This window comes from Paracoccus amoyensis (assembly GCF_014490725.1).
GTDB lineage: Bacteria > Pseudomonadota > Alphaproteobacteria > Rhodobacterales > Rhodobacteraceae > Paracoccus > Paracoccus amoyensis.
Window position 1 is genome coordinate 719083 of record NZ_JACOQL010000002.1, and the last position, 25773, is coordinate 744855.

The 25773-nt window shown below is 62.6% G+C and carries 25 protein-coding genes and 1 tRNA gene; 21 read left to right on the forward strand and 5 right to left on the reverse strand.

Features of this window, described 5'->3' with window-relative positions:
- The first annotated feature begins 13 nt into the window (after positions 1 to 13).
- From H4P12_RS08475 to H4P12_RS19265, 13 genes are all read left to right on the forward strand, one after another.
- Entirely contained in the window at positions 14 to 328 is a 315-nt protein-coding gene (locus tag H4P12_RS08475; RefSeq protein WP_246449056.1) for a DUF1799 domain-containing protein, read from the forward strand.
- Positions 325 to 1728, forward strand: coding sequence for a phage tail length tape measure family protein (locus H4P12_RS19165; protein WP_187793198.1), 1404 nt, complete (start codon positions 325 to 327; stop codon positions 1726 to 1728). Before H4P12_RS08475 ends, H4P12_RS19165 begins: the two co-directional genes overlap by 4 nt.
- A gap of 113 nt (positions 1729 to 1841) precedes the next feature.
- A complete protein-coding gene (locus H4P12_RS08485; RefSeq protein WP_187793199.1) occupies positions 1842 to 4088 on the forward strand; it encodes a phage tail tip lysozyme in 2247 nt (748 codons plus the stop codon).
- Positions 4088 to 4744: a hypothetical protein gene (locus H4P12_RS08490; protein ID WP_187793200.1), complete on the forward strand. Its 657-nt coding sequence runs from the start codon at positions 4088 to 4090 to the stop codon at positions 4742 to 4744. The genes H4P12_RS08485 and H4P12_RS08490 overlap by 1 nt, the downstream gene beginning before the upstream one ends.
- Before the next feature lie 2 nt (positions 4745 to 4746).
- Positions 4747 to 4929 (forward strand): hypothetical protein, encoded by a 183-nt coding sequence (locus tag H4P12_RS08495; RefSeq protein ID WP_187793201.1) that lies wholly within the window; start codon positions 4747 to 4749, stop codon positions 4927 to 4929.
- Between the two features lies 1 nt (position 4930).
- Entirely contained in the window at positions 4931 to 5527 is a 597-nt protein-coding gene (locus H4P12_RS08500) for a hypothetical protein (RefSeq protein WP_187793202.1), read from the forward strand.
- Complete coding sequence (locus H4P12_RS08505) at positions 5524 to 5934, forward strand: DUF6950 family protein (RefSeq protein WP_187793203.1); 411 nt, start codon at positions 5524 to 5526, stop codon at positions 5932 to 5934. The genes H4P12_RS08500 and H4P12_RS08505 overlap by 4 nt, the downstream gene beginning before the upstream one ends.
- Positions 5935 to 8952 carry a phage tail tip fiber protein gene (locus H4P12_RS08510; RefSeq protein ID WP_187793204.1) on the forward strand — a complete coding sequence of 1006 codons (3018 nt, stop codon included), beginning with the start codon at positions 5935 to 5937 and terminating at the stop codon, positions 8950 to 8952.
- The gene (locus H4P12_RS08515) at positions 8949 to 9332 is read left to right on the forward strand and encodes a tail fiber assembly protein (protein WP_187793205.1); all 384 of its coding nucleotides are present in this window, start codon (positions 8949 to 8951) and stop codon (positions 9330 to 9332) included. Before H4P12_RS08510 ends, H4P12_RS08515 begins: the two co-directional genes overlap by 4 nt.
- Positions 9329 to 12214 carry a hypothetical protein gene (locus tag H4P12_RS08520; protein ID WP_187793206.1) on the forward strand — a complete coding sequence of 962 codons (2886 nt, stop codon included), beginning with the start codon at positions 9329 to 9331 and terminating at the stop codon, positions 12212 to 12214. Before H4P12_RS08515 ends, H4P12_RS08520 begins: the two co-directional genes overlap by 4 nt.
- Positions 12215 to 12225: 11 nt before the next feature.
- On the forward strand, positions 12226 to 12996 hold the full coding sequence (locus tag H4P12_RS08525; RefSeq protein ID WP_187793207.1) for a hypothetical protein: 771 nt from the start codon (positions 12226 to 12228) through the stop codon (positions 12994 to 12996).
- Positions 12996 to 15140: a sulfatase-like hydrolase/transferase gene (locus tag H4P12_RS08530; protein ID WP_187793208.1), complete on the forward strand. Its 2145-nt coding sequence runs from the start codon at positions 12996 to 12998 to the stop codon at positions 15138 to 15140. Before H4P12_RS08525 ends, H4P12_RS08530 begins: the two co-directional genes overlap by 1 nt.
- A gap of 335 nt (positions 15141 to 15475) precedes the next feature.
- The gene (locus tag H4P12_RS19265) at positions 15476 to 15664 is read left to right on the forward strand and encodes a diguanylate cyclase (RefSeq protein WP_425498211.1); all 189 of its coding nucleotides are present in this window, start codon (positions 15476 to 15478) and stop codon (positions 15662 to 15664) included.
- A 131-nt stretch (positions 15665 to 15795) separates the two neighbouring features.
- Here the strand turns inward: H4P12_RS19265 and H4P12_RS08540 are convergent.
- Positions 15796 to 15871, reverse strand: a tRNA-Lys gene (locus tag H4P12_RS08540).
- 93 nt (positions 15872 to 15964) lie between these two features.
- Here H4P12_RS08540 and dapF point away from each other — a divergent pair.
- The 5 genes from dapF to dxs all read left to right on the forward strand — a co-directional run bounded on the left by dapF (position 15965) and on the right by dxs (position 21157).
- Positions 15965 to 16795 (forward strand): diaminopimelate epimerase, encoded by an 831-nt coding sequence (dapF, locus tag H4P12_RS08545; protein WP_187793210.1) that lies wholly within the window; start codon positions 15965 to 15967, stop codon positions 16793 to 16795.
- Positions 16792 to 18045 (forward strand): tRNA (N(6)-L-threonylcarbamoyladenosine(37)-C(2))-methylthiotransferase MtaB, encoded by a 1254-nt coding sequence (gene mtaB, locus H4P12_RS08550; protein WP_187793211.1) that lies wholly within the window; start codon positions 16792 to 16794, stop codon positions 18043 to 18045. Before dapF ends, mtaB begins: the two co-directional genes overlap by 4 nt.
- Before the next feature lie 69 nt (positions 18046 to 18114).
- Positions 18115 to 18351, forward strand: a complete 237-nt coding sequence (locus tag H4P12_RS08555) for an exodeoxyribonuclease VII small subunit (protein WP_187793212.1) — start codon at positions 18115 to 18117, stop codon at positions 18349 to 18351.
- A complete protein-coding gene (locus H4P12_RS08560) occupies positions 18351 to 19214 on the forward strand; it encodes a polyprenyl synthetase family protein (protein ID WP_187793213.1) in 864 nt (287 codons plus the stop codon). The genes H4P12_RS08555 and H4P12_RS08560 overlap by 1 nt, the downstream gene beginning before the upstream one ends.
- A 26-nt stretch (positions 19215 to 19240) precedes the next feature.
- Complete coding sequence (gene dxs / locus H4P12_RS08565) at positions 19241 to 21157, forward strand: 1-deoxy-D-xylulose-5-phosphate synthase (RefSeq protein ID WP_187793214.1); 1917 nt, start codon at positions 19241 to 19243, stop codon at positions 21155 to 21157.
- Positions 21158 to 21201: 44 nt separating this feature from the next.
- Here the strand turns inward: dxs and fliP are convergent, their stop codons facing one another.
- Genes fliP through fliF form a run of 4 tightly spaced genes read right to left on the reverse strand, consistent with a single transcriptional unit; the run spans position 21202 to position 24297 of the window.
- Entirely contained in the window at positions 21202 to 21912 is a 711-nt protein-coding gene (gene fliP, locus H4P12_RS08570; RefSeq protein ID WP_187793215.1) for a flagellar type III secretion system pore protein FliP, read from the reverse strand.
- On the reverse strand, positions 21909 to 22166 hold the full coding sequence (locus tag H4P12_RS08575; protein ID WP_187793216.1) for a FliM/FliN family flagellar motor switch protein: 258 nt from the start codon (positions 22164 to 22166) through the stop codon (positions 21909 to 21911). Before H4P12_RS08575 ends, fliP begins: the two co-directional genes overlap by 4 nt.
- Positions 22154 to 22717: a hypothetical protein gene (locus H4P12_RS08580; RefSeq protein ID WP_187793217.1), complete on the reverse strand. Its 564-nt coding sequence runs from the start codon at positions 22715 to 22717 to the stop codon at positions 22154 to 22156. Before H4P12_RS08580 ends, H4P12_RS08575 begins: the two co-directional genes overlap by 13 nt.
- Positions 22718 to 22725: 8 nt before the next feature.
- Positions 22726 to 24297: a flagellar basal-body MS-ring/collar protein FliF gene (gene fliF, locus H4P12_RS08585; protein ID WP_187793218.1), complete on the reverse strand. Its 1572-nt coding sequence runs from the start codon at positions 24295 to 24297 to the stop codon at positions 22726 to 22728.
- 162 nt (positions 24298 to 24459) lie between these two features.
- Between fliF and H4P12_RS08590 the strand changes: the two genes are divergently transcribed.
- Genes H4P12_RS08590 through H4P12_RS08600 form a run of 3 tightly spaced genes read left to right on the forward strand, consistent with a single transcriptional unit; the run spans position 24460 to position 25764 of the window.
- A complete protein-coding gene (locus H4P12_RS08590) occupies positions 24460 to 24882 on the forward strand; it encodes a flagellar basal body-associated FliL family protein (RefSeq protein ID WP_187793219.1) in 423 nt (140 codons plus the stop codon).
- Positions 24879 to 25229: a hypothetical protein gene (locus H4P12_RS08595; RefSeq protein WP_187793220.1), complete on the forward strand. Its 351-nt coding sequence runs from the start codon at positions 24879 to 24881 to the stop codon at positions 25227 to 25229. Before H4P12_RS08590 ends, H4P12_RS08595 begins: the two co-directional genes overlap by 4 nt.
- A complete protein-coding gene (locus H4P12_RS08600; RefSeq protein ID WP_187793221.1) occupies positions 25222 to 25764 on the forward strand; it encodes a MotE family protein in 543 nt (180 codons plus the stop codon). Before H4P12_RS08595 ends, H4P12_RS08600 begins: the two co-directional genes overlap by 8 nt.
- Positions 25765 to 25773: the final 9 nt, after the last annotated feature.

The following is a 25773-nucleotide window of genomic DNA, read 5'->3' on the forward strand; positions in this document are numbered from 1 at the left end:
TGACCGGGCGCCGATGGAGTTGGATGAAGACCTGATCGGTCAGTTCGCCCGCATGGGCGCCCGGATCGAGGGTCAGCCGGGCGCGGCTGCACCCGAGGCCTTCGAGGTGATGCTGGCCAATGGCGACGCGATCGCCGCCTGGCTGGCCGTCGAGACGCAATGGCGCGTCGTGGTGGCGCCCGCTGCGCTGATCTGGCTCGGGCTCGATTACCCGGCGGTCGATGTGGTCCTGCGCCGGACGCAATTCGCGGATCCCGATGCGGTGTTTCGGGATCTGCAGGTGATGGAGGGCAGCGCCCTCGAGGTCTTTGGGGAGAAATCCGGGTGAGTACGACAGCCGCCTTCAACATTTCGATGGTCATGCGCTCTGACGTCAGCAGCGCCAAGGCGGGTCTGTCGGAAGTCTCGGCCGGGATGCGTGAGGTCTCGGCCGAGGCCGGAAAGGCAGGAACGGCGGCGCAAAAGGAAGCTGCCGAACTGGAGCGCCTGGCGGCGGCGGCAGCCCGGGCGGCAACGGCCCAGGAGGGTCTCGCGGCGGCGGGACAGCGGGCGGCGGCCAATCGGACGCAACCGCCGCTCTTCGTGCTGGCAAACCCGGTGGCAGCAACCCCGAATGTCGCCGGCATCCGGGCCTCGGAGACGGCAGCCGAGTCGCTCCGCACCACCATGTCGGGACTGAGCCTGTCTCTCGGCGCGACGGCCGGGCAGTTCGAGCAGGTGGTTGAAAGAGGTCGCCAGTATCAGGCGGCCATGGACCAGATCAGGGCGTCGTTCAATCCGCTGTTCGCCGCCTCGCTCCAGTATGAGCAGCAGCTCGAGCGCATCGACATGGCGCTGGAAGCCGAGATTCTCACCCAGAATGAAGCACGCATCGCCCGGGAGCGCGCCAATGCTGCATTTTCCGCGCTCGGACCCCAGCTTCCGGGCTCCAATCCTGTCCCGGCCAATATCAACGGCATGTATACGGGTAATGTCGCTGCTCAGGGCTTCGATATCGGTGTGACTGCCGCCATGGGTATGAACCCTGCCATCATCGGCTTGCAACAGGGCACCCAGCTTGCCCAGGTTGCCCAGCAGATGGGTGGCGGCATGACGGCTGTGAAGGGGATGGCGCAGGGCTTCATGGCGCTGATCAGCCCGATGACGCTGGCGACGATCGGTCTTACCACCTTCGCCGCCTTCGGCATTCAGGGACTGATGAAATTGCGCGGCGAGACCAAATCGTTCGATGAGGCGATGAGTGAGCTTGCCGATTCCATCGAAAGCTACGAGCGCAACATTGGTCGGTCGCGATCCTCGACGGCCGAGATGTCCCGCGAGTTCGGGTTGGCAGCGGATGAGGTTCGCGCGCTGCTGACCGAGATGTCGGCACTCGACAAACGAACGGCCGAGCGTAACGCGCGTGAAACGATGTCATCTCTCACGGGCGATCTGGACCTTCTGCTTCCAGACCTGTCATTGCGATCCGACCGGCCCGGGAATGATCCGAAAGGAACCGCCTTTCATGAACAACGCATGGAGGATCGTTTCAGCCTCAGCAAGCTCTTCGATATGGACGAGACCGAGAAGAACCTCGCCCTGTTCGATGATGTGTTGGACCGGCTGACACAGCTATCTCGGCCGAGGGTCTTGACGACAAGATATCCGCCCTGCACGGGCTGGAGAGTGCATGGCGTAGTGCCGCGAATGCTGAAGAAGGCGTTTCAAAGGAAGAAGACGCGCAGCTGAAGCGCATTCAGGAAAGTATCCTTTCCCTCGAAAAGCTTCGCGCGCTTGAACAAAATGCTGCGGGGACATCGCAAGCGCAGGCGATACGCGACGATCTAGGCAAGCAGATCGAGATGCAGCGCACCATTCTTACCTTCGGAGAAGGCAGTGCTGAAGTGCGCGCGCTTCAGAACCGGCATGAGCGCGAGGGGCTGGTCCTGAAGCTGGAAGGTGTTGGCATCGATCAGCAGAGCCTCGAGGGTCGCCGCACCATTAACGGTCTGATCGCGCTGCAATATGAGCGCGAGCGTGCTGCGACTGCGGCGCGGCGGGAATATCTGCGGCAGCAGGAGGATCAGCTGGCGGCGATCCAGCGCGAGATCGGCCTGATCGGGGCGAGCGCCGCCGAGCAGGCCCGGGTGAATGCGCTGGCCGAGGCCGAGACTGCGGTCCGCGAAAAGAACCTCACCCTGCTGGAAGCGGCAGAGGCACGGAGAAATGCCTTGGCGCGGGCCGAGGCCGAGGCGACCCTGTCGCGCACCCGCGCGATGCAGGATCTGCAGGTCGCGGCGATGATGGACGGCTTCGATGCCCGGATCGCCGGTAGCCGCAATCCATGGCTTCGGGCGGATATCGAGGCCGAGCGGGCCTATGCCCAGGCAATCGCGGGCGGCCAGGATGCCGAGGTCGCGGCCATAGCTCGCGCCCAGGCGCGGGCCCGCGCGATCTCCGAACTGACCAGCGCCCAGGATGATTTTCTGCGCGGCCAGCAGGAAAGCCTTCAGCGTCAGCAACTCGAGATCGCGCTGATCGGCCAGTCGGCCGAGGTCCGCGCCCGGGTGCTGGCGCTGGTGCAGGCCGAGCGCGATATTCAACGCCTCGGCGCTACCGGCGAGGATGCCGAAGTCATCCGCCGCAACACTTTGGCGCAGGCCGATTATGCCCGTAGGATCGAGGAACAGGCCGATGCCTGGCGGCGCGTCCAATCGGCGGGCGAACAGGCCATTGATGGCGTCCTGGACAAGCTGCGCGAGGGCGATCTCGGCAGTGCCTTCCGCGAGATGATCAGCGAGATCGAGCAGGGCTTCTTCGATCTGGCGATACGCAACCCGCTGAAGAACATGTTTCTGGGCACCAATCTCGGCACCTGGGAGGACGTCGGCGGCTGGGCCGGGATCCGTGATCGCTTCACTGGCCGCGCGTCCGTCGACGAGGCCGGCCTTGTCCGCGCCGCCACGGCGATGCCGCTACAGTCGATGACGGTGACCACCAGCAATGTGATCTTGGGCGGCAACCTGTCAGGATTGGCCGGGATGATGGCGGGCGCGGCCAATCTTAACGCCTCCCCCGCCATGATGGGCGGTCTGCCGGGATCGAGCTCGGTTCAGGCGCAGATCTGGTCGTTCTTCGCAGGCAAGGGGCTGGCGTCGCATCAGATTGCCGGTGTCATGGGGAATGCCTCGGCCGAGAGCGGTTTTAATCCTCTGGCGGTGGGCGATTCCGGCAATGCCTTCGGTCTCTTCCAGTGGAACGATCGCCGGAACAATCTGTTCGATTTCATTGGCGGCCAGCAGAACCTCGGTGATATCCAGAAGCAGCTTCAGTTCGCCTGGCATGAACTGATGACCAGCGAGAATGGCGCCTATCAGAAGCTTCTGGCATCCTCCACGGTCCGCGAGGCAACGGCTGCGTTCGCGGGCTTTGAACGGCCAAGCGGGTACACGCCGCAAAACCCGGAAGGCGCGATGCATTTCGACCGCCGGCTTGCCGCCGCTGAGGCCGCCATGGGCCAGTTCGAAGCGGCCACGGTCACCGCCCAGCAGCAACTGGGCCAGCTGGGCGCCGGTGCAGCGCAACTCGGCACGGGCTTGGAAGGTTTCGGCTCCTCGATCGCCGGCGTCATCCAGCAGGCCGGGGCTCAGCGCGGTATTGGCGGCTCGCTGATCGGCGGGCTTCTAACCAGCCTTGGCGGCATGATCGGCATTCCGGGCTTTGCACGCGGCGGCGACACCGGGTCCGGCGCCGATGACGATGTCGCGGGTGTCGTGCACCGCAACGAATATGTATTCGACGCTGCCGCCACCCGTCGCATCGGTGTCGCCAATCTCGAAGCGATTCGGCGCGGCAATATGCAGGGCTACAGATCGGGGGGCTATGTGAGTGGCCGGGCTCCGATGCCGGGCTTTGCCCCCGGGCAGTCGGCGACGGGAGACCAAGCCGGCCGCGAGCGCGTCGTTTTCGCCATTAATGTCACCGGCACCGGCAATGCCGAGGTCCGTGATAATGTCAATCAGGCCATCGCCCAAGCCTTCGAGAGCTATGACCGGCAGGCGCTGCCCGACCGGGTGAAGATGATCGTCAATGACCGGTGGGGCAGCTGATGGCCTATTCCTTTCCGCTGACAACCGCCCAGTTCCTCTCGTACCTGCCGATCCAGGACATGAGCTTTGACATTCCCGAAGCGATCGAACTCAGCGAGACCGGCGGCGGCGAAATCCTGACGGCCGATCTCGGCACGCGACTTTGGGAGGGCGAGGTCATTCTCGGCATCCTGACCGAGGAAGAACGGGATTTTGCCACCGCGATGCTCGATGTCCTGCGCCGACCGGGCGCCAGCTTTCTGGTCCATGACGTCCGCCGTCCGGCGCCCCGGCATGATCCGGACGGCACGATCCTCGGAAACCGGGACGTGGTTCTGGACACGGTCTCGGGGAACAACCGCGAGCTGCGTCTGGCCGGACTTCCGGTCGGCTATCAGTTCCGCCGGCACGATTATCTAGCGTTCCGCTATGGCAGCGATCCGGTGCGCTACGCGCTGCACCGGATCGCCGAGCCGGGATCATCCGACGTCTCAGGCGTCACCGGCCTGATCGAGATCACCCCGAACATTCGCCCCGGCTGGACGCCGCGCCTGTCCGTCACCCTGCATCGCGCGGCCTGCAAGGCGATCGTGCTGCCGGGGTCGTTCGATCCCGGACGGCGGCGCGGGACGATGACCGAGGGCATGCGCTTTCGTTTTCGCCAGACCCTGAGGTAATCATGGACGTTTCCAATCTTGAACTCGCCGAACGTGTTGCCAATCTCGAGAAGCGTATGGCGTATCACGAGCTCACGCCTCCGGATCAGCCTGATCGTCACCACGGATCAGTGGCAGAGCGGGTTTCTGCGGCGATCGGGCAGGCGTTCGAGGTTTACGATCGAATCGCCGGAAGGAAACGCTGAAATGCGTGTCTTCGACCCCGTCACCGCCGCCTATTTCGCCAGTCGCAAGCCCTTCATGGGGCATGTGCTGGTCTGGATCCGCGCCCGGCACCGGATAAGCGGCGACAGCGAGACGATCGGTTTCTGGACCGGCGCCGATCATCATGAATTCGTCATTGAAGGGCAGACCCGGCTCTATTTCGGCGCGGGCGCCTATCTGAAGATGGACCCGATCCGGCGCCAGACCGGGCTGCGGGTCCGGACGCAGCGCATCACGATCAGCCAGATCGCTCCGGAGGCGCAGATGCTGATCCGCGGCTATGAGCCGCGCCATGCGCCGGTCGAGGTACATCGCGCGCTCTTCGATCCGCTGACCGAAAACCTGATCGCCGAGCCGCATGTCATCCTGCGCGGCTTTCTGGACAAGGCTCCGCTGACCACACCGCCGAAGGGCGAGGCCGGTGAGGCGACGCTGGAGATTGTCACCGAAGGTCGCGCCCTCACCAAACCGCTGTCGCGGTTCCGCTCGCATGCCACGCTGCGGACCCGCGCGCCGACCGATGGATTTCGCAGATTTGCCGCACGGAGCAAGACCGAGGAGGTCAAATGGGGCCGTTGAAACGCCTGACCGACTGGCAGCCCCGGCTGCATGCCTGGCTGCGCAAGGTGAACCGGCGACAGATGCAGCCGGGGCGCCATGATTGTTGCCTCTTCGGCGCCGGCGCTATCGAAGCCCAGACCGGCGTGGACATCGCAGCGCCCTGGCGCGGTCGTTACACCACCTTTGCCGGCGGCCGACGGATCCTGCGCCGGGCCGGTTATCGTGATCATGTCGATCTGATCGCGCGGCATCTGCCGGAGGCCCATGTCTCTGAAGCTCGCGAAGGCGATATCGTCATCCTGCCGACGGAGGATGGTGACGCCGTCGGCCTCGTCCAGGGCGAAGCCATCTATATCCTGACCCTGTCGGGCAGCCTCGGGATCTCGCCCATGGCCCCGGTCACGCGTCTCTTCAAGGTGGATTGAATGGGCGCAGCCGTAGCATTTGTCGGAGGCCTGTTCTCATTCGGCGCCGGCGCCGCCTTTGCCGCTGGCGGCACCGCATTTGCCGGCTGGGTCGCCGGTGCCACGTTCGGCGGCACGCTTCTGGGCGGTCTGGCTGTCAAGCTGCTGACATCGGTTGCCGTGTCGGCGCTTTCCGCGGCGATGGCGGCCGAGCCTCCGCAGGGTGGCGGCATCACCATCTCGGTGACCGCCCACGGCGAGCAACAGCCCGAAACCATCATCCTCGGCCGCTATGCGACGGCGGGACAAGCGATCAGCGCCCCTTACAGCCATGGCAGCAGTAACCGACATCTGACCCAGATCGTCGAGCTCTGCAGCGCTCCGGGCGCGAAACTCGAACGGGTGCAGATGGGGGATGAGTGGCTGGAACTGGGCTCCGTTCCGCATGAGGATTATGGCCGCCCGGTCGTTGACGGGAAATACGAAGGCCGGATCTGGGTCAAATACTATGACGGCACCCAGACCGAGGCCGACCCTTATCTGCGCAGCAAATACGGCGAGCATGACGACCGTCCCTGGGCGGCTGATATGATCGGCGCCGGGCTTTGCTATGCCATCCTGACCTTCAAATACGATCAGGAGGATCTGCCGCAGGTTCCGAACTATCGCTTCGAGATGCTGGGCATCCCGCTCTACGACATCCGCAAGGACAGCACCGCCGGTGGTCTCGGGCCGCAGCGGCTGAATGATCCGGCCACCTGGGTGGCCACGGAAAACCCGGTCGTCATCTGCTGGAACCTGATGCGCGGCATCCCGCTGCCTGGTGGCGAGGTCTATGGCGGCAATATCGCCGATCTGCGGCAATTGCCCCGCGCCCTCTGGGTCGCGGCGATGAATCGGGCCGATGTCCAGGTCAAGCGACAGGATGGTAAAACCGAAGCCACCTACCGGGCCGGTCTGGAAATCGCCCTGAACCAGCCACCGGCGGCGGCACTGGAAGAGTTTCTGAAGGCCGCATCGGCGACGATCGCGGATCTGGGCTATGGCTGGGGCATCGTCGCCGGCCCTCCGGCGCTGCCGGTCTACAGCTTCAGCGATGATGACATCATCGTCAGCCGGAAGCAGGAGCTGGACCCGTTTCCGGCGCTCCAGGACACCTACAACGCTATCTCGGCCAAGTTCCCTGATCCCGAGCATTTCTGGGAAACCAAGGAAGCTCCGCAACGCACCAATGCCCTCTGGGAAGCCTCGGACGTGTTTGGGCGGCGCATGGCCTCGCTGTCACTGCCGGCCGTTCCTTACCCGCGGCAGGTCCAGCGGCTGATGCGCGCCTGGCTCGAGGACGAGCGTCGCTTTCGCCGGCATGTGATCGCCCTGCCTCCCGACAGCGCCCATGTCGAACTGGTCGACACCATGGATTGGGGATCGGTGCGGAACGGCTATGACGGCAAGGACTTCACGCCTTATGAAATCCTTGAAGATCCGCGCACCGGGATCCGGCAATTCTCGCTCCGCGAGCGCGATCCGAACGATTACAGCTGGCAGCCCGGCTTTGAACTGCCGATGCCGCCCGGGCCAGCCAGACCGGCGCCGATCGTGCCCGCCGATGTGTCAGGCTTCGACGCCCAAGCGGTGATCCTGACAGATAGCGAGGGCAATCAGCGCATGGCGGGCATCCGTCTGGTCTGGAATCCCGAACTCATCGCCGAAGGCCTTCGCTGGGAACTGCGCTTCGCCGGCAGCACCGAGATTGTCCTGCGCGGCGATATCCAGAACATCTCGGCCGGATCGCTGATGCTTTACCAGGGCATCCTGCCATCGACCAATTACGAGGTGCATGCCCGCTTGATCAAGAAGCGCCGCACCGCCTGGACCAGTTGGCGCTATGTCCGTACCCATGACATTCGGCTCGGCAGCCACGATGTCGATTTCGAGGAGATCAAGCAGGATGTCCGCCTCGACATCGATGCGCTGGAGGAATGGGCCGGTGGCTCGGGTGACGCGCAGCGCGCCTTGCGCGATGAAATCGCGGCTGTCCGTGATTCCCTGGCCGAGATGGATTTTTCGATCTACAGCGCGCATGAGAAGTTGCGACAAGAGATGGTCGTCGAAGCGGCCAATAGTCGCGCGGCCTTTTTGGAAGAGGTCGATGTGGCGGTCTCGGGGACCGAAGCGGTCGCGCTGCGCGTCACGACGCTGGATGTGACTGTCGGAGAGAACACCGGGAAAATAGCTGAAGAGAGCCTTGTGCGAGCCAGAGAGGACAACGCTCTGGCCACGGATATCACGACCGTGAAAACGGCCCTTGGCAACAAGGCCAATGCCAGCACGGTCCAGTCACTGACCACGCGCGTGGGCAAGACCGAAGACGGGCTCGAAGCGCAGGCCGATGCGACCACGCGGGTTGAGGCGCGGACGAACCGGGCCAGTGCCTCGGGGCTCTTGCGGGTCAATGCCACCGCCAGCAGCGACGGCGCCCTGACCCGGATCGCGATTTCCGCCCAGGCGGAAGCCGATGGCACCAACCAGACCGCCTCTCTCTTCATCGAGGCCGGGTCCGACGGCACCAACCAGATCCTCGCGGTGGCGGATCGGTTCGCGATCGCCAATGGCCGGGGCGCCAACGCCGCGCGACAGGTGCCCTTCGTGGTCAACGACGGTCAAGTCTACATGGACCGCGCCTTCATCAAACATGCCGATATCGACACGCTCTGGATCAAGGATGGCGCGGTCGGGACATGGTGGTCCGTCAACGGTGCCAGCTTGACCGTCAGCGTCAGCTATCCAGCTCGCTTGCTGGTCATGACCTCGGCAAGGATCGCCGGTCGATCGGGCGGCTGGTCGGTCGATTACCAGCTGAACCAGAACGGATCGCAGGCGGATTTCATCACCTTTTCGGTCAGTCCGTATACCTGGACTTTCTCGAGCTTCCGTTCCTTCAACGTCCCGGCCGGAACGCATGATTTTTCGCAGAGCTTCAGCGGCGATCAGGACGCGATTTCGCAGCAGCGCATGCTTGTTCTGGGGATGTACAGATGATCGGCTGGACCTTCTATCGCGCCTCGGACGGCGCCTTCCTGCGGTCGATCACCGCGCCCGACATCGACCAGATGCTTTTGAACCACGATCCGGAAACCGAGGTCGCCTGCGAGGGGGTACATGACGAGGAGACCCGGCTGGTCGATGACGAGATCGTCGCAGCCGCCCCGAACCAGGCCCGGCTGTTGGCAGATCTGCGCAACGAGCGCGATCTGCGCCTGACCCGCTGCGACTGGACGCAGGTGCCTGACAACGGGCTGCCGGCCGCCGAGGTTGCGGCATGGCGGCTTTATCGGCAGGCGCTGCGCGATCTGCCCGAAACCGCCGATCCATCCAACCCGATCTGGCCTGTCGCGCCATCTTCAGAGGACCACTCATGACCCTGCCCACCAGCTATAAGACCGGCCGCGTCTCGGTCACCGCAGGCAGCACGACCGTCGCCGGCGCCAGCACCCTTTGGCTGGCGGCGGGCCTCAATCCGGGCGACGTGTTCTGGGCAGCGGGTCTGAGCGTCAGCATCCAGAGCATCGACGGCAACGGCAAGATCACGCTGGCCTATCCCTGGCCGGGGGCGACGCTGGTCAGCATCCTTTACGAGATCCGCTTCGCGTCCGATGCCAGCCGGGTGCTGGCCGCGTCCCGTGAGGTGCTGCGCCGACTGGCCGATGGCGAGTTCATCAGCTTTGACGGCATCTCGGTCGCGACCGGCGGGGAAAACAGCGCTGTCAGCTATGCCAATGGGTTGCTGACCATCCCCCGCGGCAAGCGCGGCGCGGTGAACTTTTCGGAACTGACCGTCAGGACCGGCAATCCCGGCAGCAATGTCAGCATCGCCAACAATATCCTGACGATCCCGCGCGGCGCCGATGGCGATGTCTCGGCCGCCCAGCTCACTGTCGAAACCAACCGCAGGATCGCGGGCCTCCGCGATGCCGGCGCGCTGCCGCTGGTCAGCGTTGCCGGCACGGCTGACGCGATCACCGCCAACCTCGCCGCCTCGCTGGTCGAGGGCGGGATCGTGGTCGGGGCCTCGTCGATGGTCGAGCTGATCCCGGTGGCGGCCAATACCGGCCCGGCCACGCTTCAGGTTGGCACCGATTCGGTTCGCACCATCGTCACGGAAACCGGTGCCCAGCTAGGGGCCGGGGCGCTCAGGACCGGTGTGTCCTACATCCTGCGCCGCAGAGGCTCGACCTGGCGGATCATCTCGGGCCTCGTCCTTGCCGGCGATCTGACGGCAGAGCGGACCGAGCGCAACCTCAACAATGCGCTGGCCGGCATGGTCATGCTCGAAAACATCGCCGGCAGCGGCGATGCGATCACCGCCGACATGCCCAGCCTGCTGATCGGCACCGGCATTGCCGCCTCGAACCTGCGCAATATCCGGTTCACGGTTCCGGCCGAGAACGGTGGCACCCCGACCATCAATATCGGCGGGACCGGTGCGGTGCAGATCTTTGATACCCGCAACGTCGCCCTGCCGGCCGGCACGCTGAAGCCGGGTCAGGTCTATGATGCGACCAAGATCGCCGGCCGCTGGCGGCTTTTGTCACCGGAGGTCAGCCGCGCCGATCACCAGGCGGAAGTGACCGCGCGGCAGGCGGGCGAGTCCGCGCTCAACAGCCGGGTCGATACGGTGACGCAGCGCAATCTTCATACCGGCGCCGCCGTCGGCCAGCTGCAGCAGCAGCAGGATTTCGCCGGCGATGATGTCATACTTGCCCATGACCGGTCGGGCAATGTGGTCGGCTGGTTCGACGATCGCGGCCGGCTGGTTCTGGGCGGCCTGCTGACCGGCGATTACCGGGCCGGCGATGACGCGGCGATCATCGCCGCAGACCAGAGCGGCCGCCCGGTTATCTGGGTGACGATGGACGGCAAGTTCGGCTCGGCGCCGATCGACTGGACGCGTCAGCCGCTGACCGGCTTCGACTGGGGCGCGGTCTTTGCCGGCGGCTTCGCCGGCGATCCGCTGGTGGTCATGGGCGATGCCTCCGGCCGCGCCCTGATCTGGGTCGATGAGGCGGGGCAGCTCTTCGGCGGCGGTGGTGGCGGCGGCGGGATTTCCCGGCGTCAGCCGGCCACCAGCGGCAATGCCTGGCAGCCGATCGATGACGGCACCTCGCTGCGCTATCTCTCCGACCAGTACCAGGGCCGGATCATGGGCTTCGAGGAACGCGCCGGTCTGAACCTGGCCGAGACCGGGCCGAATGCGGTCGGCGTCATCGCCTATGGCGGCGGCGGCGCTTTGGTAACGCGGCCGGTGCCTGAGGACTGGCGCTATCATATCCGCCGCCCGGACCTCGGCCATGACGGCGGCATGCTCTCGGCCGAGGCAATCGCGGCGATGATGCTGACCGATCGGCGCGCCCGCAACCTGTCGCTACCTACGGTGATCGCGATGACCGCCGGTCTGGGCAGTCCCACGGCCTCCGAGACCAATGCCGCCAGCCCCCTCTATTCGACCGTCCTCGGCCAGATCGCCCAATCCGTGCTGAAGCTGGCCGAGTGGGACAAGGCGCTGATCGTCGATCGGGTGGCGATGTCCTTGCTGGCCGGCGCGCCGCAGACCTCGGAGATCGCCGCGGATAATGAATATGCCTCGACCGCCGCCGCGCTGCGCGCCGATATCGTGCTGGCAACGGGCCAGTCGCAACCGCCGCTGATCGTGGTCAGCCCATCGGCCGGAACGCGCGGCGGCGATGCATCCGCCGTGGCGCTGGCGGAGTCAAAGCTCGATGCAGCCCATCCGGCCCTCGGCTTGGTCGTCGCAGGGCCGCGTCACGTCTATGCCCTGCAGGAGGGCACGCTGGCCACCCTGACAGCCGAAGGGGCGATGATGCAGAGCGAGCTCGAGGCGATCGCGGTGCGCGAGATCCATGCCGGACGGCTGTGGTATTGCCCGCGGCTCTCTTCCGCGACAATTCGAGATGCCACCATCACCGCCTATTTCCTGTCGATGTCGGATCTGATGATCCCGGCCGCCGGCGAGCATGGTCTGAGCATCACCGGCATCACCAATGGCGTGACGGTGACGAATGTCGCGCTGGCGGGCCGGATCGCCACCATCACCTTGTCCGGCAATCCGACCGGCGATCTGAAGCTGAACTGTGCCTGGGGCCGGACCGGCAACCCGACCGGCGCGCGACCCTTCAACCGGTCCGACATTCGCGACGATTTCTGGGAACCATCCAGAATTCTGCCGCACCACGTCCATTTCCGGCAGGCCCTGCCTGCCTCGGTTTCCGTCACCGCGGCTTAAAGGAGAAAACCATGCTGCAGATCCCTGTTGAGGTCACGACGCTGCCGACGCAGCCCGTATTCCCCTCGAAGACCATCGCCTCCATCGACGGCATTCGCGCCTGGTGGACATCTCATGTCGAGGACATGCGACTGAACACTGATGGCCGGCAGACCATCCGACCGGTGGTCGGTACCGTGCCTCTGCTGCAGGCTGGCGATGCGTTCAGCTTTCCCGAGGTCACCATCAACAAGAAGAAGCGCCGGCCGGCGCTGAACGACAAGAACGGCAACAAGTTCTGGACCGCGCCGCTCGCCCTTGAGGCGGGCTGGAACAGCTATGTCTGCGCCGTCCAGCTCGAGGATTTTCTGGAAAGCTATGAGGCGGCTGTGGTCAAGGTCGCCACCGGCGCGATCCTGATCTATCCGTTCCGGGGCGCCAGCGCCACCAACGGCGCCTGCGTCTCCTGGCTGGCCGGCACCGCCGGCACCGAGACCCGGATCATCGAAACCGGCGCTCTGGGCGCCAATGTCCCGGTCTATGTGACCATTGCCCACAACACCGCGACCGGGGCGGTCAAGGCCGCGTTCAATGGCGGAACGGTCCTGAGCGCCGCCACCTCGCCCGCGGCGCTGACCAGCGATCTGACCTGTTCGATCGAATTCGGGCGCCGGAACGCCTCGAATCCGTTCAACGGCCGGCTCCTGAACTTCGGCCATGTCGTCGGGGATGTGCTGGCCACCGAGGCCAGCCGGGTGAAGCTGCGCAGCTATATGAATGCGCTCTATGGGATCCCCGCCTGATGAGCGTGCAGAATGTCCTCTTCATCGCCCTCGACGACTGCGCCAGCCCCGATATCCTCGGCCAGTTCGGCGTGCCGCTGGTGGTGCCGGGCTTCGACATGCTGGCCGAGCGTGGCACTACCTTCCGCAAAGCCTATTGCGAGATCGCGGTCTGCAAGCCCGCCCGCTGGGCGGTGATGTCGGGTTACAGCAGCTTCCAGACCGGCATCTTCGATCTGGGCGAGGAGGAATGGCGGACGCTGTCGCCGCAGCAGCTCTGGCCGTATCGGCTGAAGCAGGCGGGCTTTTACAATTCGACGCGCGGCAAGATCTTTCACGGCTATGGCCCGATCCCGCGCCAGCACCACGATGTGCTCTATTCGCACCCGCCCTTCGTGGTCTCGTTCGGGCCGCCGACCAGCTGGCCGCGCAATGATTATGGCGGCGGCATGGGCCCGTTTGGCTATATCGACGCCGACGAGCAGTATTACGACTACAAGAGCGTGATGAACGCGATCGAGTTCATGCGCGGGCATGACCCGCAGAAGCCCTTCTATTGCGAGGTGGGCCTCCATCATCCGCATACCGGCTGGGACACGCCGGACTGGTGCAAGCGGGCCTATAATGTCGATGACATCATCGCGCCGGCCGACTGGCAGGGCGGCTTCGACATCGCCGAGTTCGGTCGCAACATGATGCTGTCGCTGTCGGAAGAGGGCAGACCGGGGGCGGAGTTCGCCGATTTCTGGCGCAAGACGCTGCGCAACATGCTCTCGGCCACTACCCATGCGGCGGCCGAAGTGGCGCGGCTGCTGGAATATCTCTGGTCCAGCCCGCATGCCGACACCACCATGGTCGTGCTCTATTCCGACCATGGTTATCACGCTGGTGATCGGTATTCGTGGCACAAGTTCACGATGTATGAAGAGGCGGCTCGCGCGCCCCTTTATGTCTATGTCCCTGGCCAGACGCCGAAGGTGGTGGATGCGCCTGTCAGCCACATGGATATCGGCCAGACCATCCTCGATTATGCCGGGCTGCCGCAGATGGAGCATTGCCCCGGCATCAGCCTGCGGCCCTATATCGAGGGCGGCGCGATCCCGGATCGCTGGGTGCCGACCTTCTGGTATGGCTCCGCCTCGGTCACCGACGGCAACACCCGGATCATCCGCTATCAGGACGGCACCTCCGAGCTTTACGACGTGGCGACCAACGATCACCTGACTACGCCCCTGCCGCTGAACGATGCCCGCTTCGCGCCGGCTCTGGATGGCCTGCTGGAGGAATGCGCCCGGCGCGGATATCTGCTGGTGGAACAGGGCATGGCCGCGACGCCGGGTGCACCATGGGTCGGGCTGCTGGGTGGTGAGGACGATGACCTGCCGCCCGGCGCCAATTACGCCTCGATAGCGCCCCGGACCCGCTATGCGGAGGCTCCAGGCTACCGGCGGCAGATCATCTCTGTCGTCGGCAACAATGAGGAAATCCTGCTCGGCCCGGATGCGGACTGGGTGCATGTCTTTACCGGCCGCAACGTGACCGGGGTCAGTCTGGTCGCACGCGGCCAGCAGGACCGCCGCATTTGGCTCAATGGTAACGCCGATTATCCGGTCGCCCGGATCGAGCTGGAGGGCGGCAACAATTACATCGTCTCGGGCAATGGCGCGGCGCTGCATCTGACCGCTGGCTCGGGCAATGACACCGTGGTGCAGGGTTCGGTGCTGCAGGATATCATCCACCTCGGCGCCGGCGACGACGTGGTCATGAACGCCCATCGCGGCCATGACATCATCCATGGCGGCGCCGGCAACGACTGGATCAATGGCGAGCGCAATAACGACACCCTTTATGGCGGGCCAGGCGATGACACGCTGCTCGGCGGCGCGCATGAAGATGAACTGCATGCCGATGCCGGATCGGACATCCTCTATGGCGGCGCCGGCGCCGACCGCTTTGTCATCTATCGCACCGAATGCCTGCAGCAGATCATGGATCTGGAAGAGATCGACACCATCGACCTCAGCCGCTGGGCACCCCTGCAGCCCGTCACCGTCCGCCAGCTGGGCGCCGATGTCGAAATCACCGCCGGCCTAGAGCGGATCATCTGCCGGTCGACCACCGCAGCCATCGCCAAAGCCTGCATCAGAGGAGCAACCATTGCCTGAGACCCATTTACCCGAGCCCGGCCTCCAGGAGGCCATCGATCAGGGTTGCACCTGTCAGTACCGTGACGGCGAGGCCAGCGACAATGACCGTTGGCCGGACTGGATGATCGCGGGGTGCCCCGTTCATGATCGCTCGGCCGAGCCAGGGCAGCGACCGCCGGCGTGATCCGCGCGTTGGAATTAAGGTGTCAGAAAGGGCGCTCCGGCGCCCTTTGAACTGTCAGGAATGACCCGCGCCCAAGCCGCCCGGCTGAAAAAATTCTCGTCCAGAAGGTAGTGATCTTTCGTCCAGAAGCTGGCGCGCCGCTACAAATCTCGGGGCAACGGTTGGATCAATTGTCACCGTCAGCATCGGCGTGGCGGCCGCACGCTGCACACATGAACGATCTATAGACCTGTGGATTTCTACCGCTGACACGATGCTGTATCAGGCAAAAGAAGCGGGGCGAAATCAGGTGATCAGCCATCTGATCGAAGCGCCGGACGAGGGGACAGATTTTTTTGGGTCAAATCAGGTTGCCTGACAGCCGTTTGTCGAAGGACCTTCAAAGGTCATTTCTTGGGCCTACAAGAAGCTCCGACGGTAACTTGGCCCATTTTTGGCACACACAAGGAGGTGCATACTCGAGCCTAGACTCTAGCGTATTGAAAAAAATGGTGAGCCCAACAGGATTCGAACCTGTGACCCACTGATTAAAAGTCAGTTGCTCTACCAACTGAGCTATGGGCCCAACGGGGGGCTTCCTAGGATTGCTGGCGGGTGGCGTCAAGCAGAAAAATGAACGGCACTGGAAGAATCGAAATTCGCGGCCTATATCCGCGGCATGGATGACATGCAGCCTGTGGGCCTGCCCTTTGCGAAAATGCATGGGTTGGGCAATGATTTTGTGGTGATTGACCTGCGCGGCGGAGGATCTCTGCCTGCGCCCGGACTGGTTGCGCGCCTGGCGGATCGCAATCAGGGCGTTGGTTTTGACCAGCTTGCCACGGTCGAGTTGGCCGAGGATGCCGATGCACGGCTGCGCTTCTGGAATGCGGATGGATCCATCAGCGCTGCCTGCGGCAATGCGACCCGCTGCATTGCGCGAATGTTACTGGATGAAACCGGAAAAGCGAATCTGCGACTGCGCACCGATCATGGTGTGCTGCTGGCCGAAGAGGCCGGCAATGGCATCACGCGTGTGAATATGGGGTCGCCTGTTCTGGACTGGCAGGCCATCCCGCTGGCAAGCGATGTCGATATCGACCATCTGCCCATCGACGGTGATCCGGTCGCCACCGGCATGGGCAATCCACATGTCACCTTTTTCGTGGATGATGCGCAGTCCGTCGATCTGGGCGTTTTCGGCCCGGCGATGGAACATCATCCCCTTTATCCTGCGCGCACCAATGTCGAGGTGGTGCAGGTGATATCGCGCGATGAAATCAATCTGCGGATATGGGAACGGGGCACGGGGGCGACGCTGGCCTCGGGGTCTTGTTCCTGCGCGGCGGTTGTGGCTGCGGCGCGGCGGGGGCTGACCGGACGGCGGGTTCGCGTGAACGTGCCGGGTGGCGTCCTGACAATTGACTGGCGCGACGATGGTGTCTGGATGGAGGGGCCGACGGCCCACGTGTTTTCGGGCATCCTGACACCGGAATGGATGGCGGGATGAGCGCGCCGGTATTTTCCACCCTCGGCTGCCGCCTGAACGCCTATGAGACCGAGGCGATGCGCGAAATGGCCGAAGCTGCCGGTTTGTCGGGCGCGGTGGTTGTGAATACCTGCGCCGTCACGGCCGAGGCCGTGCGCAAGGCGCGGCAGGAAATCCGTCGCCTGTCACGCGAAAATCCAGGTGCGCCGGTGATTGTCACGGGCTGCGCCGCGCAGACCGAACCGGAAACTTTCGCCTCGATGCCCGAAGTGACACGGGTGATCGGCAATCATGAGAAGATGCAGCCGGAAACCTGGACCAGTCTGCGTGCCCCCGATCTGATCGGTGAGACCGAAAAGATCCGCGTGGACGACATCATGTCCGTCAAGGAAACGGCTGGCCATCTGATTGATGGCTTTGGCCGCCATCGCGCTTATGTGCAGGTTCAGAATGGCTGCGATCACCGCTGCACCTTCTGCATCATTCCCTACGGTCGTGGTAATTCGCGCAGCGTGCCGGCTGGTGTGGTCGTGGATCAGATCAAGCGGCTGGTTCAGCGCGGCTTCAACGAGGTTGTTCTGACAGGGGTCGATCTGACCTCTTGGGGGGCGGATTTGCCGGGCGAGCCTCGGCTGGGCGATCTGGTCATGCGGATCCTGCGGCTGGTTCCCGATCTGCCGCGCCTGCGCATCAGCAGCATCGATTCGATCGAAGCGGATGACAACCTGATGCTGGCCATCGCCACAGAGCTGCGCCTGATGCCGCATCTGCACCTGTCGTTGCAGGCGGGTGACGACATGGTCCTGAAACGGATGAAGCGCCGCCACCTGCGCGATGACGCGATTCGTTTCTGCGAAGATGCCCGCAAGCTGCGTCCCGATATCGTTTTTGGTGCCGATATCATCGCCGGATTTCCCACGGAAACCGACGCGATGTTTGAAAATTCGCTGAAGCTGGTTGGCGATTGCGGGCTGACCTTTCTGCACGTGTTCCCCTATTCCGCGCGCAAGGGCACCCCTGCCGCGCGAATGCCTGCCGTCAAGGGGCCGGTGATCCGCGAACGCGCTGCCCGCCTGCGGCAGGCGGGTGATGCTGCGCTGCGGCTGCATCTGGATGCTCAGATCGGGCTCGAACATCGCGTGCTGACCGAAGGGCCGCGCCTTGGCCGGACCGAACAATTCACCGAAGTGGCTTTTGACATCGATCAACCCGAAGGCTCACTGATGGTTCTGCGCATCGGCGGTCATGACGGGCAGCGTCTGGTTGCCTGACCCACCGCTGATGCGGTGGAATCCCCTCTTGAAGCTGGCTATGATCCGGCAACACCAAGGAGCCGAGATATGAGCGAGATCGAAAAACTGTCCTTCGAAGAAGCAATGCGTGAGTTGGAAGCGACTGTCGGCAAACTTGAAACCGGCGAGGCGACGCTGGAAGAATCCATCAAGCTTTACGAACGAGGTGCAGAGCTGCGCAAGCATTGCGAAAGCCGTCTGCGTGAGGCCGAAGAGCGCGTTGAAAAGATCACGCTGTCCGCCAATGGCCAGCCCACCGGAACGGAACCGGCCGAGGGATTGTAATGGACGCGCGACTTTCCGAGGTCAAAGCGCTGGTTCAGCAGGCGCTGGATCAGGCTATGGCCGGGTTGCCGGCAGGTGATCTGCGCGACGCAATGGCCTATGCTGTGACAGGCGGCAAGCGTATCCGGGCCTTTCTGGTTATGGAATCGGCCCGCTTGCATGGAATTTCCGATCAGGCCGCGCTGCCGGTTGCTGCGGCGGTCGAGGCTTTGCACGCCTATTCGCTGGTCCATGACGATCTGCCCGCGATGGATGACGATGATCTGCGCCGTGGTCAACCGACCGTCCATGTCAAATGGGATGAGGCGACAGCCATTCTGGCGGGCGATGCGCTGCAATCCTTGGCTTTTGAACTGCTGAGCGCTGACCAGATCGGCGATCCTGCTGCGCGCATCCGGCTGATTGCCGCCTTCGCGCAGGCCGTAGGCGCACAGGGCATGGTCTGGGGTCAGGCGCTGGATATCGCGGCGGAAGCGGCTGCTGAACCGCTGGATCTGGGCGCGATCACCGAATTGCAGGATGGCAAGACGGGCGCCCTGATCCGTTTTGCGGCAACAGCCGGGCCGTTGATCGCCAATGCGGATAGCGGGCCGCTGGACCAATATGCGGGTGCGCTTGGGCTGGCCTTCCAGATCGCGGATGACATCCTTGATGTGACCGGCAACGAAGATGTGACCGGCAAGCGCGTGCGCAAGGATGATGCGGCCGGCAAAGCGACTTTCGTATCCCTGCTTGGTCTGGATCAGGCGCGCGCGCGGGCGCGGTCCTTGGTTCAGCAGGCCGAAGGCGGATTGTCGCCCTATGGCGAGAACGCAGGAAACTTGCGCGAACTTGCGCGTTTCGTTATCGAACGCGACACCTGATACTGCCCGCCCGGAGGGCCAGCCGAATGAATGACCGCCCCAAAACGCCAACTCTTGATCGCGTCAACCTGCCCTCGGATATGAAGGCGCTGACAGATCGGGAACTTCGTCAACTGGCAGATGAATTGCGCGCCGAAACCATCAGCGCCGTCAGTGTCACAGGCGGACATTTGGGGGCGGGTCTGGGCGTGGTTGAACTGACGGTTGCGCTGCACGCGGTCTTTGACACACCCCGCGACAAGATCATCTGGGACGTCGGCCACCAGTGTTATCCGCACAAGATCCTGACCGGTCGCCGTGATCGTATCCGCACCTTGCGGATGGGCGGCGGTCTGGCTGGTTTCACCAAGCGCGCGGAAAGCCCGTATGATCCTTTCGGCGCGGGCCACAGTTCAACCTCGATTTCGGCAGGTCTGGGCTTTGCCGTGGCCCGCGATCTTGGCGGCGATCCGGGCGATGCGATTGCCGTGATCGGTGATGGCTCGATGAGCGCGGGCATGGCCTACGAGGCGCTGAACAATGCGGGGCATCTGGGCAAACGCCTGATTGTCATTCTGAACGACAATGAAATGTCCATCGCGCCGCCTGTCGGGGCGATGTCGTCCTATCTGACCCGGCTTTACACCGGCGGCCCGTTTCAGGAATTGAAGGCAACGGCCAAAGGCGCAGTTGATCTGTTGCCCGAACCGTTCAAGGAGGGCGCTCGCCGCGCCAAGGAAATGCTGAAAGGCATGGCCGTCGGCGGCACCCTGTTCGAGGAGTTGGGCTTTTCCTATATCGGCCCGGTCGACGGCCACGATCTTGATCAGCTTCTGCCATTGCTGCGCACTGTGAAGTCCCGCGCGACCGGCCCCGTTCTGATCCATGCCGTGACCAAGAAGGGCAAGGGATACGCGCCTGCTGAAAACGCGGCTGACAAAGGTCATGCAACGGGAAAATTCGACGTCATCACCGGCCAGCAGGCCAAGGCAAAATCGAATGCGCCCAGCTATACTGCGGTTTTCGCCAAGGCCTTGATTGATGAGGCGGGTCGTGACCACAAGATCGTCGGCATTACTGCCGCAATGCCTGACGGCACCGGTTTGAAGCAGTTTGCCGAGCGATTCCCGCGTCGCAGTTTTGATGTCGGCATTGCCGAACAGCATGCCGTGACGTTTTCCGCAGGGCTGGCGGCTGGCGGGATGAAGCCCTTCTGCGCGATCTATTCGACTTTCTTGCAGCGCGGCTATGACCAGATCGTGCACGATGTGGCCGTTCAGGGCCTGCCGGTGCGTTTCGCCATCGACCGTGCCGGGTTGGTGGGGCAGGACGGGCCGACCCATGCCGGTGCATATGACACCGCGTTTCTGGCCAATTTGCCAGGCATGGTTGTTATGGCTGCAGCGGATGAAGCTGAACTCATGCATATGGTCGCCACGGCGGCTGCATATGATGACGGGCCGATCAGCTTCCGTTTTCCGCGCGGCGAGGGCACAGGCGTCGACCTGCCCGAACGGGGGCAGATTCTGCCCATTGGCAAGGGTCGCATCGTCAGCAAAGGCAAGGGTGTTGCGATCTTGTCCTTTGGCACACGCCTTTCCGAAATATTCAAAGCTGCTGAGGTTCTTGCGGCACGGGGCATCACCCCGACCATTGCCGATGCCCGCTTTGCCAAGCCGCTGGACCGCGACCTGATCCTGACTCTTGCAGCCAGCCATGATGCGCTGATCACGATCGAGGAGGGCGCCATCGGTGGCTTTGGCAGTCATGTCGCCCAGCTTCTGGGCGATGAGGGCGTTTTTGACCAGGGGTTGAAGTTCCGTTCGATGGTGCTGCCCGATCGCTTTGTCGATCACGATGCGCCCTTTGCGATGTATGACAGTTCGGCCTTGAACGCGGAACATATCGAGACCAAAGTGCTGGAGGTGATGGGGGTCGAGAAGTTGGCTGATCGCCGCGCCTGATCGGGTTCGCGGGAGGATCAGGCCGGCCTTAAACCTGCTTGATCCTATTGATAACTTCGTACCAGCGCACCTGCGATCATCCCCCAGCCGTCGACCACAACGAAGAATGCCAGCTTGAACGGCAATGAGACCACGACCGGCGGCACCATCATCATCCCCATGGACATCAGAACTGCCGATACGACCAGATCGATGATCAGAAACGGCAGGGCGATCAGAAAGCCGATTTCGAAGGCGCGCTGAATTTCGGACAGCATGAAAGATGGAACAATGACCGACAGGCGTTCAGTCGGATCGCCCGCGCCCGGCGCGATTTCCGCAAGGCTTTGCAATGTCGCCGGATCGGTGCGTGCAATCATGAAGGCCTGAAACGGTCGGATGCCAAGCTGGATCGCTTGCCCGATATCGATTTTCCCATCACGCAAAGGCGCACCAGCAACCTGCCATGCCTCTTGCAGAACCGGGTCCATGATGAACCATGTCAGAAACATCGCCAGACTGACGATCAGCATGTTGGGCGGGGACTGTTGCAGGCCAATGGATTGGCGCAGGATTGACAGCACCGTCACGATAAATGGAAAACAGGTCACCATGATTGCGATACCGGGCGCAAGCGACAGCGCGGTCAGCGCGGCGACCAGCAGGACTGCGTTCTGGCCCAGCCCTGTACCCGCAGCCTGATCCAACCCGGCCAGACTTTGTGCAAAGGCCGATGAGGGCGCAAGCAGCAGCGGCAAAAGAAACCAACGGCTCACGCGACTTCCGATGCCCCCAGGATGCGCACGCAAAGGCGTTGTTCCGGTGATCCGTCGCCAGTCAACTCGCCCCGTGCGATAACTTTGTCGCCCACGCAGATCTCGACACCATCATCGATGCTTTGATCCAATAGCAGAACATCGTCGGCGCCGAGGGCTGACAGTTGCGCGACAGTGCGGCGCGTCTTGCCCAAGCGGATGGTGACTTCGACCTGAATATTGTCGGTGTCGATCAGATGTTTCAGTGTGTCCATGTTGAATCCTCTGCCTTCAATTCAGAAATCATGCGACGAATGTCGGTGGCGATGTTCTCGGGGGACAATTCGATCCGGCCCCCTTGCAGCGACAGCGTGATTTTGTCGGAATCCACTTCGACCGGTTCGACATCATTGATGCCGGCATCCGCCAGACAATGCTCGACCGTTTCGCGCAGGCGCGTGTTGCACGAAATCACCGCACGAAGCGGAGTTGCTGAATGGGACAGCCGCAACAGTTCGTCCTTCAGTGCATCTTCCAGACGCTGTGATGTTTCACAGGGCAGCAGGCATTCAAGAATTTGCTCCAGAATGGGCGCCAGCGCGTCAATGGCTTCCTGCCGCAGCTTGGCACGGCGCGCCTGATCGTCCTGCAAACAGCGCTGCAACTGCTCAAGACCGGCAGACAGGCTGCGGATATCCGCATCTTCTTTGCGCGAAAGCCCGGCAGCAAGGCCGTCAGCATAAGCCTGATCAACGTCATCACGACTGAATGAGACAACCGTTCCTTGATGCGTCAGCGCGGTGGTAAAAGATTCCAGTTTGAACATGGCAACGCTCATTGGGCACTCTCTTTGTTGTCGATCCAGCCTGACAGGACCTTGACGCTTTCTTCGTGACGCTCCTTCATCATGTTGCGCAATCTTGCGACGGGATCGGCAGAGGGAAGGGCCAGTGTTTCGGGCTTGATTGGTTCTGATGGGATGATGCGGGCGGCAGGGTTTTCTGGCGTGCCTGCCGGTTCGATCACCCCGGTCAAAGCAGGCTCTGACGGGCTCGAATTGTCCAACAGCGCCTTTGGCGTCGTATTGCGCGCTTTCAGCACCGGGCGCAGAACCAGGAAAATGACCGCCAATGCAAAGAAGCCGATCAGCAGGATGCGCAGCAAGCCGTTCAACTCCAGTCGGTCCAGCCAGCCGGGATTGGCCGCAGTGCCGTTTTCACCAAATGCGGCGAAGGGCAGCGACTTTACCGTGATTTGATCGCCGCGATTTTCGTCATAACCCACCGATGACGCCACAAGCTCCCGCAGGATTTGCAGTTCCGCGTCAGATCGCGGCACAATTTCTGTGTCGCCATTGGCATTGGTTTGTGAGACGCCGTTCAACAGCACTGCCACCGTCAGACGGCGTGTCGTTCCGGGTTGGCGCGATACTTCGCGTGTCACGTGGCTGACTTCGTAATTGGCTTGCTGGCGATTTTCCGAACGGGCAGTTTCTGTCTTGTCACCTTGCGCATCCTGCCGATCCGGCAGATTTGATGCAGCCGTGACGGCCCCCGAACCGGAGGAATTGCTTTGATCCGAGGTCTCTTCGGTGACCTGTGAAATCAAGGCGCGTTGATCGGGATCGAACCGTTGTTCGGTCAACAGCTCGGTTTCGGTGACCAGATCCAGGTTCAGTTCGACAATGGCGTTCCCTATGCCGACATGCGGCTCAAGAATACGTTCGACATTGCGCTTCATATCGGCCGCGCGATCTGCACCGGTTTCGTCTTCTGACGCCGCGATGATGCCTCGTTGCGTATCGATCACCGTGACGCTCTCAGGCTTCATGCCTGAAACGCCAGAGGAAACCAGATATTTCAACGCCGCGGCTTGTTCTCGTGTGACTGCCTGGCCATTGGTGGACAGCGTGACGGAGGCATTGCCGGTCATGTCCCGCCGATAACCACGGCCATTTTCCACGGCGAGATGTACGCGGGCAGATTTCACATTCGGCAGGGCCAGGATTGTGCGGGCAAGCTCACCCTCTTTCGCACGCCAATAGGCGGCGTCGAACATCTGCGACGTGGTTCCAAAGCCCGACATGCCGTCAAGAAGTTCATATCCCGCGCTACCGGCAGCTGGCAGCCCTTCTGCGGCCAATTCCATACGCAGGCGGTCGCGCTGCGATGCCTCGACCCAGATGGTATCTCCGCGAACTTCGTAAACGGCGCCGCTGCGCTCCAGGCCCGCCACAACCTCGCCAGCCTGTGCGCCATCCAATCCGCCATAAATCATTGACATGTTGGGTCGGTTGGCAAGCCATGCAAAGCTGAAAATGGCCAGAAATGCTGCCAGAAACGCCCCAATCAGGATCGCTTTCTGCTGAGAGCTTCGCTCCCTCCAATAGTCCTGCAGTTTTTGCAAAACCGTTCCTTTCGAATCGCCGTCAGGTTCTTTCGTTCAATGGTGATGGCATGATGCACATTAAGAATTGGTTAGTCGCAGGGTGCTAATTCCGTCTTATCAGGACGGAGAATCACCATGACTGAAGCAGCCCTTGACCCTGGGGAGCAACGCCCGCCCAAGATGCGGAAGCTTGTCCCCATTCTTGTGGCGTTCGCGCTGGCAGGGGCGGGGTTTGGTTCGACCTATATGGGGCTGTGGAGCCCCTCGGCGCTGATCGCTTCTTTCAGCGGCGAAAAAAAGCATGATCCACAGACGGCATTCGTGGATGTCCCCCCGGTCGAGATGAGTATTCCGGGATCGCGGCTGATGCTGTCGCTGTCCGTCAGTCTAGAGACGGATGAAGCCCACAAAAAGGATATCGCGCATCAGATGCCGCGCGTCCTGGATACCTTTGCGGTCTTTCTCTCGAATATCGACGCGGCCGCCTATGACAAGCGTGGCGTCGTGGAAATCATTCGCGCTGAACTTCTGTCGCGCACCAGGCAGGTTCTTGGCGAAGACGCGGTGAAAGATCTGCTGATTACGGAGTTTCGTATACAATGAATGCAGAATACTTTTTTCAGGCCGTGCTGATCGTGGCCTCTGTTGGTTTGGCGGTGTTCTGTCTGACGCTGTCGCGGCGTTTGCGCCGGTTGAACGATCTGGAAACCGGCCTGGGCGGCGCGATTGCGGTCATGGCGGCCGAGGTAGATCGGCTGGAGGTCGCTATGCGCATGGCGCGCGACGATGCGACGGCCGCAAGTGAGGCCCTGCTGCAAAATATTGGCACCGCACGCAAAGAACGCGCGTTGTGGGACTTGCGTCAAAAAATTGACCATGCCGTCACGCCCGAAACCACGATTATTGCGACGCGCCGCCTGCGCAAACGGGTGGAGGGTCCGCATGCGTAAATCATGGCTTTCTTTACTGACCCTGGGCTTCGCATTGCCCGCGATTGCTGTCATTTGGACTTCGCAAGACACTTCGCGCTTCTTTGCCGCGTTCGCCGAGCCGCCAGATCTGCTACGTGGTTGCACCGACGTGCCCGAGGCCATGGCTCTTGCCACCGAACTTCGTGATCGTGCGCTGCGCGTCGAACGCTACATGCAGTCGATTGACGAAAAGAAGGCTGAACTGGCCGCAGCTGAGCGTGCGTTGGTCGTTAAATTGACCGAATTGCGTGCGCAAAAAAATGGGCTGGAAACCCGCCGCGACACCGATACCGCCGCAGTTCGCAGCGATATCGACAGGCTGGTAGCGGTCTACGACCAGATGAAACCTGTGGAAGCGGCGGCGGTTCTGACCAATCTGCCGGCTGATTTCGCGGCCGAGATTTTGATGCGCGTCCAACCCGAGACCGGAGCAAAAATCATCGCATCGGTCGAGCCGCGACAGGCCGCCATGCTGACCGCACAGATGGGCGCTCGCAATGTTCGTAACAGATAAGGAGAACAT

Excerpts from the sequence above, each read along its gene's own strand:
- H4P12_RS08475 (WP_246449056.1), top strand. The coding sequence starts at position 14 with ATGGAGTTGGATGAAGACCTGATCGGTCAGTTCGCCCGCATGGGCGCC.
- H4P12_RS08485 (WP_187793199.1), top strand. The coding sequence starts at position 1,842 with ATGCAGCGCACCATTCTTACCTTCGGAGAAGGCAGTGCTGAAGTGCGC.
- H4P12_RS08490 (WP_187793200.1), top strand. The coding sequence starts at position 4,088 with ATGGCCTATTCCTTTCCGCTGACAACCGCCCAGTTCCTCTCGTACCTG.
- H4P12_RS08495 (WP_187793201.1), top strand. The coding sequence starts at position 4,747 with ATGGACGTTTCCAATCTTGAACTCGCCGAACGTGTTGCCAATCTCGAG.
- H4P12_RS08500 (WP_187793202.1), top strand. The coding sequence starts at position 4,931 with ATGCGTGTCTTCGACCCCGTCACCGCCGCCTATTTCGCCAGTCGCAAG.
- H4P12_RS08510 (WP_187793204.1), top strand. The coding sequence starts at position 5,935 with ATGGGCGCAGCCGTAGCATTTGTCGGAGGCCTGTTCTCATTCGGCGCC.
- H4P12_RS08515 (WP_187793205.1), top strand. The coding sequence starts at position 8,949 with ATGATCGGCTGGACCTTCTATCGCGCCTCGGACGGCGCCTTCCTGCGG.
- H4P12_RS08520 (WP_187793206.1), top strand. The coding sequence starts at position 9,329 with ATGACCCTGCCCACCAGCTATAAGACCGGCCGCGTCTCGGTCACCGCA.
- H4P12_RS08525 (WP_187793207.1), top strand. The coding sequence starts at position 12,226 with ATGCTGCAGATCCCTGTTGAGGTCACGACGCTGCCGACGCAGCCCGTA.
- H4P12_RS08530 (WP_187793208.1), top strand. The coding sequence starts at position 12,996 with ATGAGCGTGCAGAATGTCCTCTTCATCGCCCTCGACGACTGCGCCAGC.
- dapF (WP_187793210.1), top strand. The coding sequence starts at position 15,965 with ATGGATGACATGCAGCCTGTGGGCCTGCCCTTTGCGAAAATGCATGGG.
- mtaB (WP_187793211.1), top strand. The coding sequence starts at position 16,792 with ATGAGCGCGCCGGTATTTTCCACCCTCGGCTGCCGCCTGAACGCCTAT.
- H4P12_RS08555 (WP_187793212.1), top strand. The coding sequence starts at position 18,115 with ATGAGCGAGATCGAAAAACTGTCCTTCGAAGAAGCAATGCGTGAGTTG.
- H4P12_RS08560 (WP_187793213.1), top strand. The coding sequence starts at position 18,351 with ATGGACGCGCGACTTTCCGAGGTCAAAGCGCTGGTTCAGCAGGCGCTG.
- dxs (WP_187793214.1), top strand. The coding sequence starts at position 19,241 with ATGAATGACCGCCCCAAAACGCCAACTCTTGATCGCGTCAACCTGCCC.
- H4P12_RS08575 (WP_187793216.1), bottom strand. The coding sequence starts at position 22,166 with ATGGACACACTGAAACATCTGATCGACACCGACAATATTCAGGTCGAA.
- H4P12_RS08580 (WP_187793217.1), bottom strand. The coding sequence starts at position 22,717 with ATGTTCAAACTGGAATCTTTTACCACCGCGCTGACGCATCAAGGAACG.
- H4P12_RS08590 (WP_187793219.1), top strand. The coding sequence starts at position 24,460 with ATGCGGAAGCTTGTCCCCATTCTTGTGGCGTTCGCGCTGGCAGGGGCG.
- H4P12_RS08595 (WP_187793220.1), top strand. The coding sequence starts at position 24,879 with ATGAATGCAGAATACTTTTTTCAGGCCGTGCTGATCGTGGCCTCTGTT.
- H4P12_RS08600 (WP_187793221.1), top strand. The coding sequence starts at position 25,222 with ATGCGTAAATCATGGCTTTCTTTACTGACCCTGGGCTTCGCATTGCCC.